General features: G+C 72.7%; 14 protein-coding genes. 8 read left to right on the top strand and 6 right to left on the bottom strand.

Annotated features, from left to right (window positions below; all coding sequences use genetic code 11):
• Positions 1-49: 49 nt before the first annotated feature.
• Positions 50-1,222, top strand: coding sequence for a 4-hydroxybenzoate 3-monooxygenase (locus CHB94_RS00495; RefSeq protein WP_089334627.1), 1,173 nt, complete (start codon positions 50-52; stop codon positions 1,220-1,222).
• Here CHB94_RS00495 and CHB94_RS00490 read toward each other — a convergent pair.
• A complete protein-coding gene (locus tag CHB94_RS00490; RefSeq protein ID WP_141137382.1) occupies positions 1,195-4,314 on the bottom strand; it encodes a patatin-like phospholipase family protein in 3,120 nt (1,039 codons plus the stop codon). The genes CHB94_RS00495 and CHB94_RS00490 overlap by 28 nt on opposite strands.
• A gap of 245 nt (positions 4,315-4,559) precedes the next feature.
• Here CHB94_RS00490 and CHB94_RS00485 point away from each other — a divergent pair, with 245 nt between their 5' ends.
• A complete protein-coding gene (locus CHB94_RS00485; RefSeq protein WP_089334625.1) occupies positions 4,560-5,735 on the top strand; it encodes an acyl-CoA dehydrogenase family protein in 1,176 nt (391 codons plus the stop codon).
• Between the two features lie 7 nt (positions 5,736-5,742).
• Positions 5,743-6,888, top strand: a complete 1,146-nt coding sequence (locus tag CHB94_RS00480; protein ID WP_089334624.1) for an acyl-CoA dehydrogenase family protein — start codon at positions 5,743-5,745, stop codon at positions 6,886-6,888.
• A gap of 87 nt (positions 6,889-6,975) precedes the next feature.
• Here the strand turns inward: CHB94_RS00480 and CHB94_RS00475 are convergent, their stop codons facing one another.
• The 3 genes from CHB94_RS00475 to CHB94_RS00465 all read right to left on the bottom strand — a co-directional run bounded on the left by CHB94_RS00475 (position 6,976) and on the right by CHB94_RS00465 (position 10,763).
• Complete coding sequence (locus CHB94_RS00475; RefSeq protein ID WP_089334623.1) at positions 6,976-7,752, bottom strand: SDR family oxidoreductase; 777 nt, start codon at positions 7,750-7,752, stop codon at positions 6,976-6,978.
• Between the two features lie 123 nt (positions 7,753-7,875).
• Entirely contained in the window at positions 7,876-8,763 is an 888-nt protein-coding gene (locus CHB94_RS00470; protein ID WP_254920303.1) for an HDOD domain-containing protein, read from the bottom strand.
• Positions 8,764-8,765: 2 nt separating this feature from the next.
• Positions 8,766-10,763, bottom strand: coding sequence for a putative bifunctional diguanylate cyclase/phosphodiesterase (locus CHB94_RS00465; protein WP_254920302.1), 1,998 nt, complete (start codon positions 10,761-10,763; stop codon positions 8,766-8,768).
• 470 nt (positions 10,764-11,233) lie between these two features.
• On the opposite strand from CHB94_RS00465, the gene CHB94_RS00460 reads away from it, so the two are divergent.
• The 4 genes from CHB94_RS00460 (at position 11,234) to CHB94_RS00445 (ending at position 15,894) form a co-directional block, all read left to right on the top strand.
• Entirely contained in the window at positions 11,234-12,772 is a 1,539-nt protein-coding gene (locus tag CHB94_RS00460; protein ID WP_089334622.1) for a Re/Si-specific NAD(P)(+) transhydrogenase subunit alpha, read from the top strand.
• Positions 12,773-12,781: 9 nt separating this feature from the next.
• Positions 12,782-14,206, top strand: a complete 1,425-nt coding sequence (gene pntB / locus CHB94_RS00455; protein ID WP_089334621.1) for a Re/Si-specific NAD(P)(+) transhydrogenase subunit beta — start codon at positions 12,782-12,784, stop codon at positions 14,204-14,206.
• Positions 14,207-14,561: 355 nt separating this feature from the next.
• Positions 14,562-15,287, top strand: a complete 726-nt coding sequence (locus CHB94_RS00450; RefSeq protein WP_089334620.1) for a GAF and ANTAR domain-containing protein — start codon at positions 14,562-14,564, stop codon at positions 15,285-15,287.
• A 172-nt stretch (positions 15,288-15,459) separates the two neighbouring features.
• Positions 15,460-15,894 (top strand): hypothetical protein, encoded by a 435-nt coding sequence (locus CHB94_RS00445; protein ID WP_089334619.1) that lies wholly within the window; start codon positions 15,460-15,462, stop codon positions 15,892-15,894.
• A gap of 1 nt (position 15,895) precedes the next feature.
• On the opposite strand, the gene CHB94_RS00440 is transcribed toward CHB94_RS00445, so the two are convergent.
• Together CHB94_RS00440 and CHB94_RS00435 are read right to left on the bottom strand one after the other, a co-directional pair.
• On the bottom strand, positions 15,896-16,300 hold the full coding sequence (locus CHB94_RS00440) for a hypothetical protein (protein ID WP_089334618.1): 405 nt from the start codon (positions 16,298-16,300) through the stop codon (positions 15,896-15,898).
• 47 nt (positions 16,301-16,347) lie between these two features.
• Positions 16,348-16,653, bottom strand: coding sequence for a DUF2218 domain-containing protein (locus CHB94_RS00435; RefSeq protein WP_217899101.1), 306 nt, complete (start codon positions 16,651-16,653; stop codon positions 16,348-16,350).
• A gap of 58 nt (positions 16,654-16,711) precedes the next feature.
• Here CHB94_RS00435 and CHB94_RS00430 point away from each other — a divergent pair, with 58 nt between their 5' ends.
• Positions 16,712-17,095: a VOC family protein gene (locus CHB94_RS00430; RefSeq protein WP_089334616.1), complete on the top strand. Its 384-nt coding sequence runs from the start codon at positions 16,712-16,714 to the stop codon at positions 17,093-17,095.
• The last annotated feature ends 74 nt before the right edge of the window (positions 17,096-17,169 follow it).

Genomic DNA, 17,169 nt, shown 5'->3' with positions numbered 1-17,169 from the left:
TGGAAGGGGCCGGTTCCCAGCGACCCGGAGCGGCGGTCACACTCGGGCCGTGCGCACCCAGGTAGGCATCATCGGTGCCGGTCCCGCCGGCCTGCTCCTCTCGCGGCTGCTGACCCTGCAGGGCGTCGACAACGTCGTCCTGGAGAACCGCTCGCGGGAGTACGTCGAGGCGCGGATCCGTGCCGGCATCCTGGAGCAGCACACCGTCGACACGCTCACCGACGCGGGGCTCGGCGACCGGCTGCACCGCGAGGGCATGGAACACCAGGGGATCTACCTGCAGTACCCGGGAACCCGCCACAAGCTGGATTTCCCCGAGCTGTGCGGCCGCACCGTCTGGGTCTACGGGCAGACCGAGGTCACCAAGGACCTCATCCAGGCGCAGCTCGACGGCGGCGCGCCGCTGTTGTTCGAGGTCTCCGACGTCAGCCCCGAGGACGTCGACTCCGACTCGCCCCGCATCCGGTTCACCGACGCCGACGGCACCCCCCAGGTGCTCGAGTGCGAGGTCATCGCCGGCACCGACGGCTTCCACGGCCCCTCGCGGGCCGCGGTGCAGGAGGGCACCGGCGGTCGGGTCTGGGAGCGCACCTACCCCTACGCCTGGCTCGGCATCCTCGCTGACGCCGCCCCGTCCACCGACGAGCTCGTCTATGCCTGGCATCCCGAGGGCTTCGCGCTCTACTCGATGCGCTCACCGACGGTGTCGCGCCTCTACCTGCAGGTCGACCCGACGGACGAGATCGGGAACTGGTCCGACGACCGGATCTGGGACAACCTGTCGAAGAGGTTCGCCCTCGAGGGGTGGGACGTCTCGACCGGACCCATCACCGAGAAGTCGGTGTTGCCGATGCGCTCCTTCGTCAGCGCCCCGATGCGCCGCGGCCGGCTGTTCCTCGCCGGCGACGCCGCCCACATCGTGCCGCCGACGGGCGCCAAGGGCCTCAACCTCGCGATCGCCGACGTCACGCTGCTGGCCTCGGCGCTGGTCCGGCTGCTGCAGGAGAAGCAGACCGACCTGGTCGACAGCTACTCCGACCGTGCGCTGGCCCGCGTGTGGAGGTGCACGCACTTCTCCTGGTTCATGACCTCGATGCTGCACCGGTCCGGCGACGACTTCGACGCCGAGCTGCAGCTCTCGCAGCTGCGGCGGGTGTGCTCATCGGAGGCCGCTGCCCGGGAGCTGGCGGAGAACTACACCGGGCTCCCGCTCGACCGCTGAGACGGCGTCCCCCCGCTGCCGGCTGCCGCGTATCCGGCGGGGACCGCCTGTGCCGGCGGCGGCGGGCACACGGTGCAGCGCCGGCGTGACCACCGCTGCCGGCGGGCCGCCTCCATCGCCGCGGCCGCCTCCGCTCCGACGGCCCGGCCCAGCGCCGAGTAGGCCGTGAACTTCCCGTCGTCGAAGAACTGGTCACCGGTCGAGTCGTACGGGAACACCTCGTTACGCGCGGCGTAGGAGAGCAGCGGGTACGGCAGCCTCGGTGTCAGTGATGCCTTCGCGAACACCAGGATTCCGTGGCGGTGGCCCTCGGGCAGACCACTCTCCGCCGGATAGCAGATCCGGGCCGTCAGGACCGACCGGTCCGACAGCCGCTTGTTCAGCGCCTCGAGCGGGTCCGGCGGAGGCAGTGGGGTGCCGCTGCCCGGGACGAGTCGCCACGCCTCGTCGTCGAGCTCGATGCGGACGCCGAGCTCGGTGTAGGCGAGGGCGACCGCCTCCGCGAACGTCCCGGCCGTCGGCGGCTTGTCGCCGCTGGCATCGATGCAGTAGATCTCGGTACACCGGCGGCGCAGCGCCTCCACCAGGCCGAGGTTCTCGTAGTGGCCGCCGTCGGTGATCTGCAGCAGCCGGTCGGTCCACCGGTGGATGCCGAGGACCTCACGCGCCAGGTACCCGAGCCGACGCAGCCGGGGCAGGCCCGGCGTGGTCCAGTCCTTCGCTCTCCTGGCGTCGTTCCAGCGGTCCACGAAGACCGGGTTGGGCAGCCAGGTTCCCAGCCTGAGGCCGCTGAGCGCGAGCAGCGTGGTGTACCAGCGGGTGTGCCGCCCGGCGGCCGACGCGAACGCGGCCCCCGAAACCGCCATGGCCGCCTGCACCGTGAGATCACGCCGGAACGCCGGCGCCACGGCCCTCCGGAGCGCTCCGGTGGCGACGTAGCCGACGTCGGGCCCGCCGACCCACGCCGCGTCCATCGTGAAGGACGTCGCCTTCAGCGGCGCCCGGCGCTCACCCGTCAGGTTCGCCGCGGCCGCGAAGACGACCTGGGGGAAGCCGTCCACCTTCACGCCGTAGGAGTCCAGCCGGGTGGCCTCCCCGTAGCTGTACCCCTCGGCGACCACGCGGTGGTCGAGGTCTCGCTCCACCCGCCGCGCGGCGAAGGCGTCCGCGAGCCGCCGCCGGTAGAACGGGTGCAGGCTGAGCTCCGTCTGGTCGAGCAGACCGCCGAGCACCACCAGCGCGACGAGCAGTCCGGCGGCCGCCACCCGGACGGGCCCGGGATCCGCCGCGGTCGTCGCCGCCGCCACTCCCCCGGCCAGGACCAGCCAGCCCGCCGCCAGCAGGCACAGGGAGACCGCGACGAGGAGCAGCTGCAGGAACCCGCCCGGAACCGCGGCGACCGTCGTCCCGCCCTTCTTGCCGAACAGGCCCCGCACACCCTCGACGACCTTCTTCCTGCGCAGGAGCGTCGTCAGGGTGACGGCGTACGTGACGACGACGCCGGCCACCGGGCCACCGAGTCCGATGTCGGTGGCCCCCGAGGCCTCGAGCAGCCGGCCCGCCCCGTACACGAGCCAGGGCAGGCCGACCGCGACGACCGCCACGAGCAGCCCGAGGGCGGTGATCCGGCGGGCCCAGCGGCGTGCGCCCGCGCCGGTGCCCTCCGAGGACGCCTTGCGCCACAGGGTCAGCACGTACGCCGCCAGTGCGGCCGCGGTCAGGATCGCGAGCAGCAGCCACGTGCCGGCGGGCACGTCCGGCACGTGCAGGGGGCCGGTGGGGTCGTCCCGCACCGGCGCCATCGGGACGGCGCGGTAGAACTCCCCGGCCAGCCAGCCGAACACCAGCGCGGGCGCGAAGACCGCCACCAGGGAGAGGACGAGGACGCGGGCGACCAGGCCGAGCGCGCCGAGGATCTGCGTCGTCGAGTCCGCGAGGTAGCGGGCGTGCCGCCGCAGCCGGTCCTCCTCCACCGATCCCGGCTGGTAGACGCCGGCAGGCTGTCCGGCGCGCGCTCCCGTGGACGGGTGGTCGGGATCGTGGGCCGTGGTGAGGGCCAGCTGCAGGGCCCCGGCCGTGTACCCGCCCCCCGACACCGAGACCAGGTAGCGCGAACGGACCAGCTCCGACCGGAGTGACTGCAGGGCTCCGAGCGCGACGGAGGCGGAGCGGATGCCGCCGCCGGAGAGGCAGAAACCGAGCACCGGCTGCCGCTGGTCCGGCGCCTCGGCCAGCGAGCGCGGCTCCTGGAACCCGCGCAGCCAGCGGCCTCGGGGCTCGGGGATCCGCGGTGCCGCTTCGCGCGCAGCCGGCACGTCCCGTCGTCCGGCCGCGGGATGCCGAACCCCGGGGTCGCCCTCGAGGGGGTCGGGTGGACGGACCGTGGGGTAGCCGGGTTCGTCCAGCCGGCCGGGGCGGTGCACCCAGAACCGCACCAGCGTGACCCCTCCGGCGGCGAGTGCGACGGCCGCGGCGGGCAGCAGGCAGGCCCACTTCAGGACGCCCGCGGCCACCGCGAGGTCCAGCAGCCGGGGCGCCGCGGCGCCGGAAGGCGACAGCATGAGCGCGTTCTCGACCAGATCGGCCACGATCCCCACCACGGCGAGCGGGAGGAGCACCCGGGCCACGGGCGCGGGCTCCGTCTCCCCCGGCACCACCGGCTGGGACGGGGCCTCGGACATGGGGGCGGCGCCGGCCCTCGTGACGTCGCCGTCCGCCGCCAGCGGACCGATCGCGTCGGCCTCGCCGTCCCCGGCCCGGGCGTCGTGCTTGGTCAGCTGGCGCCGGAACACCGCTGGGGCCAGGACGAGCCCGCAGATCAGCAGCGCCGCCCCGTAGCCGGCGATGAAGACCAGGTCCCACCAGAGGGCCGCCCGCGTTCCCTCCGGCAGCGGCAGCGACTGCCCCCCGCCGGCGAAGGCCAGCCGCCCGACCCCGACGTCGGGGGCCAGGCGGCTGTAGACGATCCAGCCCCCGACGGCGCAGCCGAGCGCCGCCACGACGCACAGCGCGGCCCGCGCCCGAGGCAGCCGTCCTCCGTGCGGCGGCTGCGCCGCGCTGCTCGCCGGTCGTGACCTCGCGCGCATGGGCACCCCCGGAGCGCCTCCTGCCGCTGCCTGCAGCGGAGGAACGCTAGGGCGCCTCGGGGACGGCCGTCCATCCCCTCGCGCGCGGCCTCACCGCCCCCCGCTCGGCGCGTCGTCCGTACGGACGCCGGAAGACGCCGCCACGCCGCTCGCGCCCGGAGTTACCGGCCGGTACCAGATGTGGGATCGTCCGACGTACACGTCGAGACGGCGCGCACGACGACGAGTGCTGCCGTCAGGAATGAGGACCGATGCGGTTGCAGCTGTCCCCGGAGCTCGAGGCCTTCCGGGAGGAGATGCGGACCTTCTTCACCACACAGGTGCCGCAGGAGATTCGCGACACCGTCGCGGCCCACCGGCACGTGAGCAAGGAGCAGTACGTCAAGACGCAGCGGGTGCTCAACGCCGCCGGGCTCGCCGTGCCGCACTGGCCGGTGGAGTGGGGCGGCAAGGACTGGACGCCGCTGCAGCGCCACATCTGGCGCGAGGAGATGCAACTGGCCAACGTGCCCGAGCCGCTGGCCTTCAACACCAGCATGATCGGCCCGGTCATCGCGACCTTCGGCAACCAGGAGCAGAAGGAGCGCTTCCTGCCGAAGACGGCCAACCTCGACATCTGGTGGTGCCAGGGCTTCTCCGAGCCCGACGCCGGCTCGGACCTCGCGTCGCTGCGCACCACCGCGGTGCGCGACGGCAACGACTGGGTGGTCAACGGTCAGAAGACCTGGACGACGCTCGGCCAGCACGCCGACTGGATCTTCTGCCTGGTCCGCACCGACCCGACCGCGGAGAAGAAGCAGCGCGGCATCTCGCTGCTGGTCTTCCCGATGGACTCCCCCGGGGTCACCCTGCGGCCGATCGAGCTGCTCGACGGCGGCTTCGAGGTCAACGAGGTCTTCTTCGAGGACGTCCGGGTGCCGGCGGACGACCTGATCGGCGAGGAGAACCGCGGCTGGGACTACGCCAAGTTCCTGCTCGGCAACGAGCGGGTCGGCATCGCGCGCGTCGGCACCACGAAGCGGATGCTGGCCCAGGCCAAGGAGCACGCCCGGGAGATCACCGTGGGCGGCCGCCCGCTGTCGGAGGACCCCCGCATGGCCGCGCGCATCGCCGAGCTGGAGAACGAGCTCGTGGCGCTGGAGCTCACCGCCCTGCGCGTGGTCGCCAACTCCGCCGACGGCAAGCCGCACCCCGCCTCGTCGGTGCTCAAGCTCCGGGGCTCCGAGCTGCAGCAGGCGGCGACCGAGCTGTTCGTCGACATCGCCGGCCCGCTCTCGCTGGCCTCGTTCGCCGGCGAGGGCTCCGACGTGCCCGAGTGGGCGCGCGTCGCGACGCCGCACTTCCTGAACTACCGGAAGGTCTCCATCTACGGGGGCTCCAACGAGGTGCAGCGCACCATCATCGCCGGCTCGATCCTGGGGTTGTGAGACAACCGTGAACTTCGACTACGACAGCGAGCAGAACGACCTCCGGGAAGCGGTCCGTGGCCTGCTGGCCCGGTCCTACTCCGACAGCGAGCAGCGCCGCTCGGTGGTGGCCGCCGACCCCGGCTTCGACGAGAAGACCTGGTCGCGGCTGGCCGAGATGGGCCTGCTGGGTCTGCCCTTCACCGAGGAGGACGGCGGCATGGGCGCGGGCCCGGTCGAGGTGGCGATCGTCGCCGAGGAGATCGGGCGGGTGCTCGCGCCCGAGCCGTTCATCGAGACGGTCGTGCTGGCCGGTGGCCTCGTCGCCGCCGTCGGCACCGCGGAGCAGAAGGGCGAGATCCTCGGGGGCATCGCCGAGGGGACGACGATCGCCGTCTTCGCGCACGCCGAGCCCGGCACCCGCTGGACGCCGACGGCGGAGGGCGTCACCGCCACGCGGAGCGGCGACGGCTGGACGCTGACCGGCGTCAAGGAGCCGGTGCCCAGCGGCGCCCGCGCCGACGTGCTCGTCGTCTCCGCGGTCGTCGACGGCGGAACCGGCCTGTTCCTGGTGCAGGGGGACGCCTCCGGGCTGAACCGCACCGGATACCGCACGCACGACGGCACGCGAGCGGCCAACGTCCGCTTCGAGGGCACCCCCGCCGTCACCCTCGGTGCGGGCGGTGACCAGACCGCCGCCATCGAGCGCGCGCTGGCCGAGGCCCGCATCGCCTACGGCCACGAGGCGATCGGTGCCATGGACACCGCACTGCGGACCACCGCGGCGTACCTGAAGACGCGCAAGCAGTTCGGCGTCACCCTCAACAAGTTCCAGGCGCTCACCTTCCGGGCGGCGGACATGTACGTGTCCCTGGAACTGGCCCGCAGCACCGCGCTGTGGGCGTCGATGGTGCAGGAGGCCGGCGGGGACGTCGTCCAGGCCGCCGACCGTGCCCGGCTGCAGGTCAGCCGCGCCGGCCGGCACATCGGCAAGGAGGCCATCCAGCTGCACGGCGGCATCGGGGTGACCGCGGAGTACTCCGTCGGGCACTACACGAGCCGGCTCACCGCGATCGACCACCTGCTCGGCGACGGCGACTGGGCCGCCGACCGGCTCGCCGCGAACGTGGCGAGCTACGAGACGGTCGACCCGCTGGGCGCCCCGTACGCCTGATCGGCACCGCGCACTCCCCCGGCCCCCTCGGGACTTTCGGTACCGAGAGTTCCGAGGGGGCCGGGAACTTTCGGTACGGAAGTCCGGTCAGGAGACGATGCGGGAGACGATCAGGCGGTTGGCCCAGTCGGGGGTGACGGCCGCCGCGGCGGCGAGCAGCCGGGTCTGGCGGCCCACGGGGCGGTGCGGGGAAGCCAGCGGACGACGGCGCTCGTGCACGACGTTCCACGCCGCCGCGGCGACGTCGTCGGCGGTCAGCCGCACCCCGAGGCGGGAGACGCCGGCGGCACGGACGCCGTCCCGCGTGACCATCTCGGTGGACACGAACAGCGGGAGCAGGCTGCGCACGCGGATGCCGTCACGGCGCCACTCGATGTCGAGGGCCTCGGTCAGCGACTTGACCGCCGCCTTCGTCGCCCCGTGGGTGGCCAGCGTCGGCTGCCCGTAGAGCGCGGACGCCGAGCACAGGTTGAGCAGCAGCCCTCGCGACGAGCGCTTCAGGAAGGGGTGCCCCTCGGCGGCGCCCTGGACCGCCCCGGTCACGTTGACGTCGACCATGCGCCGGTGGCTGTCGAGACCGGTCTCGGTGAACGGACCCGACGAGAGCACCCCGGCGTTGTTGATCAGGACGTCGAGGCCGCCGTCGCCGCAGAACGAGTGCAGCGCCGAGCGCCACTGACCGGCGTCCCGGACGTCGAGGGCGCCGTGCACCGCACCGTCCCGGCCCGCAGCGGCGCCGGCCGCGACGTCCGCGTCGACGTCGTACATCCCGACCCGCCACCCTCGGGCGAGGAAGAGCTCGGCGGTGGCCCGCCCGATACCGCGCGCGGCTCCGCTGATGAAGATGCTCCGAGATGGCGTCATTCGGTCGCTCTTACCGGACGGCGTGCGCGGCCCCCGTGCCGGGGCCCACCGCCGGCCCCGTCCCGGGTCCCGCCCTGAGCTCGCGAAGGGTCGGGAGGGGGTCCTCTTTCACGGGGTCCTCTTTCACGGGGTCCACTCCTCCGGGTTCCCGCTCGGGTCGTCGGACGCGGCCGTCTCGCCCAGCATCGCCCGCCGCAGCTCGGCGGCGTCGGCGCGGACCTGGTCCAGGACCGGCACCACGTCGTCCTCGCGGAGCCGGCCGCAGGTGAGGCGCACGATCGGCTCGTCCTCGTAGTCCTCGACGGTCAGGCGCGCGGCCACCTCGAAAGCCGCCCGCAGCAGCGCGCCGTCCATCGACCGGTCGTCGTCGATCTCCTTGAGCGGCGTGGTCAGCGACACCGGGAAGCCCCACTGCTCCAGCGCGACCGACGTCAGCCGCAGGCCGTTGATGCCGTAGCGACGGGTCTCCGCGGAGCGCCGGCCCCGGTAGGTCGGCTCCGAGGCGAGGATCTCGCCATAGCCCACGGGGTCGTTGTGGTGCAGCAGCGCCGCCCCCATCTGGGCGAGCAGGCCCAGGCACAGCGACTCCTGGGGCCGTTCGCCGAATCGGGGCGCCAGGCTGGAGGCCGCCAGCGCGAGGCTGGTGGTGACGTCCCAGAAGTTCTCGGGCAGCCGCGACTCGTCGTCGAGGTTGGTGAGCGCGACGGTGGCCATCGTGCGGACGGTCGTGAAGCCGACGACGGTCACCGCGAACTGGAGGGAGGTGACGCGGCCGCGCATGCCGAAGTAGGCGGAGTTGGCCAGCTTCATCACCCGGCTCGCCAGCGCGACGTCGGAGGCGAGGATCCGGGCCAGCGCCTTGGCGCTGGTGTCGTCGGAGTTGGCCACCGAGACGATCTGGGCTGCGACCGGTCGCTGGGCGGCCATCGTCTCGATGCTGGCCAGAACCTTCTCGATGTCGAAGACGGGCACCGGAGCGACGCGCGTGTCGGAGCCGGGGAACGGCGTCACGGTCACCGCTCCTCCCCTGAGCGGGCGGCGAACCACGCCGCGGTGCGCCCGCCCGTCATGGGCGGGGCGAGGCTGAACCCCTGCAGGTAGGTGGCGCCCAGCCGGGCGAGCTCCTCGGCCTGCTCGACGGTCTCCACCCCCTCGGCGACGGTGCGGAGGCCGAGGTTGCCGGCCAGGGCGATGACGGCCGATGCGATCTCGGCGTGCCCGTCGGCGAGCTCGGCCACGAAGGAACGGTCCACCTTGAGGCAGTCGACCGGCAGGTGCCGGAGGTAGGCCAGCGAGGAGTAGCCGGTCCCGAAGTCGTCGATGGCCAGCTCCACCCCGAGGTCGCGCAGCTGCTGCAGCACCGCCCGCGCCGAGTCGGGATCCTTCATGAGGGCGGACTCAGTGATCTCGACCGAGATCCGGCTGGGGTCGAGGCCGTGGCGTTCGAGGGCGGCGGCCACCTGCGCGGGCAGGTTGTCGTCCAGCTGCAGCGCCGAGACGTTGACGTTCGCCCGCGGCGGGGCGGCCGGGCCCAGCAGGTGGTCCCAGTCCGCGATCTGCCGGCAGGTCTCCTCGAGGACCAGCAGACCGAGGCCGGTGATCAGACCGCTCTCCTCGGCCAGCGGCACGAACGTGGCGGGGCTGATGGCACCCCGCTCGCGATGGTTCCAGCGCGCCAGGGACTCCACGGCCACCGGCGCACCGTCCTGGGTGCCGAAGATGGGTTGGTAGTACAGGCTGATCTCGCAGCCCTCGATCGCGTCGCGCAGCTCGGCGACCAGGCGCAGCTTCTCGCGCGCCTCGGCGCGGGCCTGCTGATCGAGGACGGTGACCCGCCCCTTGCCGCCGGCCTTCGCCTGGTACATGGCGATGTCGCAGTCGCGGATGAGCTCCTCGGCCATGACGTGCTCGGCGGTCTGCACGGTCACGCCGACGCTGGCGTAGGGACGGACGTCCACCCCGCCGAGCCGCATGGGCTGCGCGAGGGCGTCGGACACCCGTCCGGCGAGCGTGACGGCGGCGTCCTCGTCCACGTCCTCGCAGACGACGACGAACTCGTCGCCGCCGAAGCGGGCGACCAGGTCACCCGGCCGGACGGTGGCGCGCAGCCGGTCGGCCACCTCCACGAGCAGCTCGTCGCCGGCGGTGTGCCCCAGGGAGTCGTTGACGACCTTGAAGTTGTCCAGATCCAGGAACAGACAGGCCAGGCCACTGGTGCCGGACACGAACCGCGCCGCGACGTACTGCGCGAGCAGGGTGCGGTTGGGCAGGCCGGTGAGGGGGTCGTGATTGGCCTGGTGGGCCAGCCTGGCCTCGAAGGCGAGCCGGTCGGTGATGTCCTCGATCGTGCCCACGAACCCCGCGCCCACGCCGGGGCTGAACAGGTGGGCGAAGCGGATGACCGTCGTGCGGACGGTGCCGTCGTCCCGGACCAGGCGGGCCTGGATCTCCACCTCGTCGCCCTCCAGTGCGGCGGCGACCCGCTCGATGACGCCGTCGAGGTCGTCCTCGTGGATGGTGTCGATCCAGCCGGTGCCCAGCAGCTGCTCGGCGCGCCGGCCGACCAGGCTGCAGAAGGCGTCGTTGACGTGCGCCAGGCGCATGCCCTGCTCCGAGAGCAGGGTCGGGACCGGCGAGCGCTCGGTGAGCGCGGAGAACCGTCGCTCGTGGGCGTCCGCGGTGGCGCGCAGGGCCCGCTCCTGCTCGTTCGCGGTCGACAGGAGGCGGACGGTCCACATGCGCCCACCCGGCGACGGCGTGGTGACGACGACCGCCTCGAGGTCGGCGCCGCTCGCCGTGCGCACGGGCAACGTCATGCGGGCGGCGCGTTCCCGGCGCAGCAGCAGCTTCAGCTCCCCTCCGCCGAGGGTGGGGAAGAGGCGGCCCACCGGGAGCACCCGCAGGTCCTCGATGCCGTAGCCGAGGAGCCGCAGGGCACTCTCGTTGCCCCAGGTCAGCCGCTGCGTGCCACCGATGGTCTCGGCGACGAGGATGGCCAGACTCTCACTCACGGTCGCGCTGTAGAAGACCGTGGAGACGATCTCCGGTGGCACCGTGTGATGCTCGGTCGTACTCATCGAGACCGACACGGCCCTCCCCTCCGATGGTGCATGGACGTCGCCGGACGGTCGGCGTCGGCGGGACCGTCGGGCGCGCCCCGGCCACGGTCGGGGACGACCGGGCCCGAGCGGGACCACGGCCTCGCTGATGCCTATGTCGGCCGGTTGGGGCCCTTCCCTCCACCCGGACGTGCTCGAGTCCCTCGGAGGGGGGAGGCCACTACGGCAGGCCCGCGCGGGGCCCCGCGCTGCCGTGTCACCGGTCACAACGGCGGACCCAAGCGGTGGCCCTCATCGTTGACAGGCATGATCGCGGGGATCACCGCGAGACGCACCACACGCACCGAGCACGACCCGCACCGCGTACGACAGCCACCGAGGGCAGGCGACGCTGCCTCCCCGGCGACGAATGGAGCGCCACCATGCGAATCGGAGTTCCGCGGGAGACCCGCGCCCGCGAGACACGGGTGGCCGCCACCCCGACCACGGTCGGCAAGCTGCTGGCCCTGGGCTACGACGTGGTGATCGAGAGCGGTGCGGGGGCCGCGGCGAGCTTCCCCGACGAGGCCTATGCCGAGGCCGGTGCCACCGTCGGGACGGCGGACGACGCGTGGCAGGCCGACGTGGTCCTGCGGGTCAACGCCCCGAGCACCGGGGAGATCCCACGCCTGCGGGACGGCGCGACCCTGATCAGCCTGCTCAGCCCCGCGCTGAACCCCGACCTGGTCGACGCGCTGGCCGCCCGGCCGATCACCGTGCTCGCCATGGACGCCGTCCCCCGGATCTCCCGCGCGCAGTCGCTGGACGTGCTGAGCTCCATGGCCAACATCGCCGGCTACCGGGCGGTCATCGAGGCCGCGCACACCTTCGGCCGGTTCTTCACCGGGCAGGTGACCGCGGCGGGCAAGGTGCCCCCTGCCAAGGTGCTCGTCGTCGGCGCCGGCGTGGCCGGACTGGCCGCGATCGGCGCGGCGAGCAGCCTGGGCGCGATCGTGCGCGCCACCGACGTCCGCCCGGAGGTGGCCGAGCAGGTGCGCTCGCTGGGCGGCGAGTACGTCGCGGTGCCCGCCGCCGAGGCACAGGTCAGCACCGACGGCTACGCCCGCGAGATGTCCGAGGACTTCAACCGCCGGGCGGCGGAGATGTACGCCGAACAGGCGCGCGACGTCGACATCATCATCACCACCGCTCTGATCCCCGGGCGGCCGGCGCCGCGGCTGATCACCGAGGAGATGGTGGCCAGCATGCGCTCGGGCAGCGTGATCGTGGACATGGCCGCCGCCCAGGGCGGCAACGTGGCCGGCTCGGTGCCCGACGAGATCGTGGTGACCGCCAACGGCGTCTCGATCATCGGCTACACCGACCTGCCCGGCCGGCTCCCGGCCCAGGCCTCGCAGCTCTACGGCCAGAACCTGGTCAGCCTGATGACGCTGCTCACCCCGGGCAAGGACGGCGAGCTGATGCTGGACTTCGAGGACGTGGTCCAGCGGGCGATCACCGTGGTGCGCGCCGGGGAGAAGACCTGGCCGCCCCCGCCGGTGCAGGTCTCGGCGGCTCCCGCCCCTGCCGCGGCCGCTCCCGTCACGGCCGAGCCCCCACCACCGCCGGAACCACCGTCGCCGAGCCGCAGGCTGGCACTCGTGGGCCTGGGCGCCGCCGTGCTGTTCCTCATCACGGCGTTCTCGCCCAACGAGCTGATCCAGCACTTCACGGTGTTCGCCCTGGCCGTCGTCGTCGGCTTCTACGTGATCGGGCACGTGCACCACGCCCTGCACACGCCGCTGATGTCGGTGACGAACGCGATCTCCGGGATCATCGTCGTCGGCGCCCTGCTGCAGATCGGCCACGACGACGCCGTGGTCACCGCGCTGGCCTTCGTCGCCGTCCTCGTCGCCAGCATCAACGTCTTCGGCGGCTTCGCCGTGACCCGCCGCATGCTCGGCATGTTCACGAGGAGCTGACCGCGACCCATGACAGCCACCACCGCCGCGTCCGCGGCCTACATCGTCGCCGCGCTGCTGTTCATCCTGAGCCTCGCGGGACTGTCCAAGCACGAGACCGCCAAGGCCGGGAACGCCTACGGCATGGCCGGCATGGCCATCGCCCTCGTGGCCACCATCGGCCTGGCCGCCCGCAACGCCTCGACGGTGGGCATCGTCCTGCTGGCCGTCGCCATGGTCGTCGGCGCCGCCATCGGCCTCTCGCGGGCCGCCCGCGTCGAGATGACCGGCATGCCCGAGCTGATCGCGATCCTGCACAGCTTCGTGGGCCTCGCCGCCGTCCTCGTGGGGTGGAACGGCTACCTGTCGGTGGAGGCTCAGGCGTCAGAGGGGAGCGGCGCCCCCGGCCAGACGGAGGTCGCCGGGAACCTGCTGGGCATCCACTCCGCCGAGGTGGTGATCGGCGTCTTCATCGGCGCGGTCACCTTCACCGGGTCGATCGTGGCCTTCCTCAAGTTGTCGGGTCGCATCAAGAGCAACCCGCTGATGCTGCCGGCGCACAACCTGCTCAACCTCGGGGCACTGGTCGTCTTCGCCGTCCTGACCGTCGTCTTCGTGATCGAGCCGAACCTGCTCGCGCTCTCGGCCGTGACGCTGGTGGCCCTCGCGCTGGGCTGGCACCTGGTCGCCTCGATCGGGGGCGGCGACATGCCCGTCGTCGTCTCGATGCTCAACAGCTACTCGGGGTGGGCCGCGGCGGCGTCGGGCTTCCTGCTGGGCAACGACCTGCTGATCGTCACCGGCGCCCTGGTGGGCTCCTCCGGTGCCTACCTGTCCTACATCATGTGCAAGGCGATGAACCGGTCGTTCATCTCGGTGATCGCGGGCGGCTTCGGCAACGAGGGCAGCATCTCCGACGACCGCGACTACGGGGAGCACACCGAGATCAGCGCGGAGGACACCGCCGACCTGCTGCGCGCGGCGCGAACCGTCGTGATCACGCCCGGTTACGGCATGGCGGTGGCCCAGGCACAGAGCGCCGTCGCGGAACTCACCCGGCATCTGCGCGAGAAGGGCGTCGACGTCCGGTTCGGCATCCACCCGGTCGCCGGACGCCTGCCCGGGCACATGAACGTGCTGCTGGCCGAGGCCAAGGTGCCCTACGACATCGTGCTGGAGATGGACGAGATCAACGACGACCTGGCCGACACCGACGTCGTACTGGTCATCGGCGCCAACGACACCGTCAACCCGGCCGCGACGGAGGATCCCAGCAGCCCGATCGCCGGCATGCCGGTGCTGCGAGTCTGGGAGGCCGCCAACGTCGTCGTGTTCAAGCGGTCGATGAGCACGGGGTACGCGGGGGTCCAGAACCCGCTGTTCTTCCGCGAGAACAGCCGGATGCTCTTCGGTGACGCGCGCGAGCGGGTCGAGGACATCCTCCGCGCCTTGTGACCCAGCCCGAGCCCCGTCATCCGGGGTGCCCTGCACCCCCGGCCGCCGGCCGGCGGACCGCCGGGCGCCGGCCTTCCTGGGGAGCACATCGCAGGTGAGGCACCCGGCGCCCTCGCCGCGTCGCTGACTCCTCGGGCCGGCGATCGTCGTCCCGCGAACGACCGTGCCCGGGGGCGCCCGCTCGAGCCTGTCCGGACGCCGGGAGCGCTGCCACTATGCTCGTGCACCGAGTACGCGTCAGACAGCCGGCGCGCGACGTGCCATTCCCGCCTCGACAGCGCCCTGAAACAGACGGGGCTGAGTCATCGACCGCCGGCGTCTGTTCGTTCGGTGCAACGGACACGGAGAACATCGCGTGACTCGCCCAGAGGATGACCCTGCCTCGGTCTCCGTCCATTCGGCGTTCGAGGAGCTGGGCCGGATCTCCTTCGCGGAGCACTCGCTCGAGTCGGTGCTGCAGACGGTGACGGAACTGGCGGGTCGCGTGCTGCCGGGCCGGCCCGTCACGTCGGTCACGATCCTCCGGGAGCGCGGCCCGGCGACCGTGACCTCCAGTGGTGACCTGGCGGTGGAACTGGACCAGGCGCAGTACCGCCTGGGGGACGGCCCGTGTCTCGCGGCGGCCTCGGCGGGGCGGCCGGCCGAGATCCCCGACACCCGCAGCGCGACGGAATGGTCGGCGTTCGCCGCGATCGCTGCCGAGCGTGGCTGCGACACGGTCCTGTCCGTTCCGCTGCCGGTCCAGGAACGCCTCCAGGGTGCGCTGAACGTGTACGCCCAGCGGTCGACCGCATCGGCGGCGAGGACCCGGGAGATGGTCGCCCGGTTCGCCACGTATGCCGCGGTCCCGATCTCCAACATGTACCTGTACGAGAGCGCCGTCGAGCGAGCGGGGCACCTGCAGGCCGCCCTCGACTCCCGGGCTGTCATCGATCAGGCCAAGGGCATCCTCATGGAGCGGTTCAAGATGACCGCCGATCAGGCCTTCCAGGCGCTGGCGCGGATGTCGATGGAGAACAACACCAAGGTGCGCGACGTCGCCCAGCTGTTCGTGGAGACCGGCGAGTTCAGATCCGGGTGAGCCGCCTCCCGGGCGCCGCGGGCTGCGCCCGGGCCGTGTCACGGTCGGTCGGATGGCCGGCGCTCCGACGGCCACGGGCTCGGCGGTGGACGGAACGGCCGCTGAGCCACTTCGTTCGGCGGGACGGCACGTCCGGTTGCGTGACGGGCGCCGGTCACGGACGGTTGCCGACGTGGACCCCTTCCGTGGCCTGGGGATGCCCCGCATCCCCGGCCTGACCGAGCTGCTGAGCCTCCTCCAGACCCAGACCGAGGCGCTGGCCCAGCTGCCGCGCACCCTCAGCGATCTGAACGGCACCGTCCGGGAACTGACCGAGGCGACGAGGATGGCGCACGCCACGATCGCGTCCGCCCAGCGGATCGCCGAGCGGCTGGAGGACCTCGTCGACGAGCTCGAGGAGCCGGTACGCGCCCTGAGGCCCGGCATCGAGCGAGTGGGCCGGGTGCTCGACGACCCGGTCGTGGACACCGTGCCGGACACGCTGCGCCGGATCCAGGAGGACCTCGTCCCGCTGATCCACGGGCTGCGGGTGGCGCAGTCGCGCGTGGGATCGGTGACCGGGATGCTGCGCCGCAAGCCTCGTGAGGACGACGAGGAGGACTACTGACCTATCGCTGGTCGCCGACCCCGGGATGATCGCCCTGGTCGCGGCGCACGAAGTCGCCGACCGCCTCCTCCAGCCGCGCCCACGTCGAGCTCCACTCGACCAGCGGGTCGAGGATGCGTTCGAAGACCGCCAGCTGCTGGTCGAACGCCTCCAGCTGTGACCGCATCGCGTCGATCGATCGGCGCTGAGCCCGCACCATCTCGGAGATCGCGCGCAGCTGGGCCGCGGACATCGCACCGGGAGGGCTCGGCAGCGCGGGCAGCGAGACGCGGGAGGTGGCGCTCCCGGCCAGGGTGCGCGCCCGGTCGGTGAAGCCTCGGAGCTGGTTCACGAACTCGTCGATCGAGCGGCCGACCAGGCGTCCGGTCGCCGTCTCGGGTTCCGGTCGCTCCTGCTCGTCGGCCATGGCCCGACCGTATTACCCGGCCCGCCGGACGGCGAGCCGCGGACCGGTCAGCCGGCGGACGGGTCCGCCGTCCAGACGACGGTGAGCTCGTTGCGCTGGCCGAAGCGCTCCAGGTGACGGCCGAGGACGTCCCGCACGCGGTCCAGCGTCTCCGCGTCGGGAGCCTCGGCGAGCAGGGTCAGGACGCCTTCCCCGACCCGGATGACGCCGGTGCCACCGGCGATGGGAGCCGTGGATGTCGCGCCCTCGGTGGTGAACTCGGTCTTGCGGCCCAGGTGGGAGACCAGTTGCTTGGCGTAGCGCGCGGGGGCGTCGGTGCGGACGTCGGCGCGGGCGGTGAGCGTTTCGGGCACGGGTCGCACGCTACGCGCGGGATCTCCGGATTCCCTGGGTGTGCGCCAGGATGCCGCCATGGAGGTGTTGAGCAGCCGCGTCCTGCTGCGCCCGACCGATCCGGAGCGGTCGCGGGCCTTCTACGGCGACGTGCTCGGGCTGGCCGTGTACCGCGAGTTCGGGCCGCCGGAGCACCGGGGCGTCGTGTACTTCCTCGGCAGTGGGCTGTTGGAGATCTCGGGGCGGTCCGATGATCGGCCACGCGGCATGGCGCTGTGGTTCCAGGTGCGGGACGTCGCCGCCGAGCACGACCGGCTGGTGGCCATCGGAGTGCCGGTCACCCGATCGCCGCGTCTGGAGCCGTGGGGCCTGGTCGAGATGTGGATCGAGGACCCGGACGGGGTCCGGATCGTGCTCGTCGAGGTGCCCGAGGACCACCCGCTCCGCCGCGACCGGCGCTAGGAGATCGTGTGGGGACATCGTGTCGGGGCCGCGGCCCCGCCGCGGACCACTCCCCTGGTCGACGTCGAGGAGAT

Source organism: Blastococcus mobilis, assembly GCF_900188025.1.
Lineage (GTDB): Bacteria > Actinomycetota > Actinomycetes > Mycobacteriales > Geodermatophilaceae > Blastococcus_B > Blastococcus_B mobilis.
This window is presented reverse-complemented; position numbering and strand designations above follow the sequence as displayed.

Excerpts from the sequence above, each read along its gene's own strand:
- CHB94_RS00475 (WP_089334623.1), bottom strand. The coding sequence starts at position 7,752 with ATGACGCCATCTCGGAGCATCTTCATCAGCGGAGCCGCGCGCGGTATC.
- CHB94_RS00460 (WP_089334622.1), top strand. The coding sequence starts at position 11,234 with ATGCGAATCGGAGTTCCGCGGGAGACCCGCGCCCGCGAGACACGGGTG.
- CHB94_RS00430 (WP_089334616.1), top strand. The coding sequence starts at position 16,712 with ATGGAGGTGTTGAGCAGCCGCGTCCTGCTGCGCCCGACCGATCCGGAG.
- CHB94_RS00485 (WP_089334625.1), top strand. The coding sequence starts at position 4,560 with ATGCGGTTGCAGCTGTCCCCGGAGCTCGAGGCCTTCCGGGAGGAGATG.
- CHB94_RS00440 (WP_089334618.1), bottom strand. The coding sequence starts at position 16,300 with ATGGCCGACGAGCAGGAGCGACCGGAACCCGAGACGGCGACCGGACGC.
- pntB (WP_089334621.1), top strand. The coding sequence starts at position 12,782 with ATGACAGCCACCACCGCCGCGTCCGCGGCCTACATCGTCGCCGCGCTG.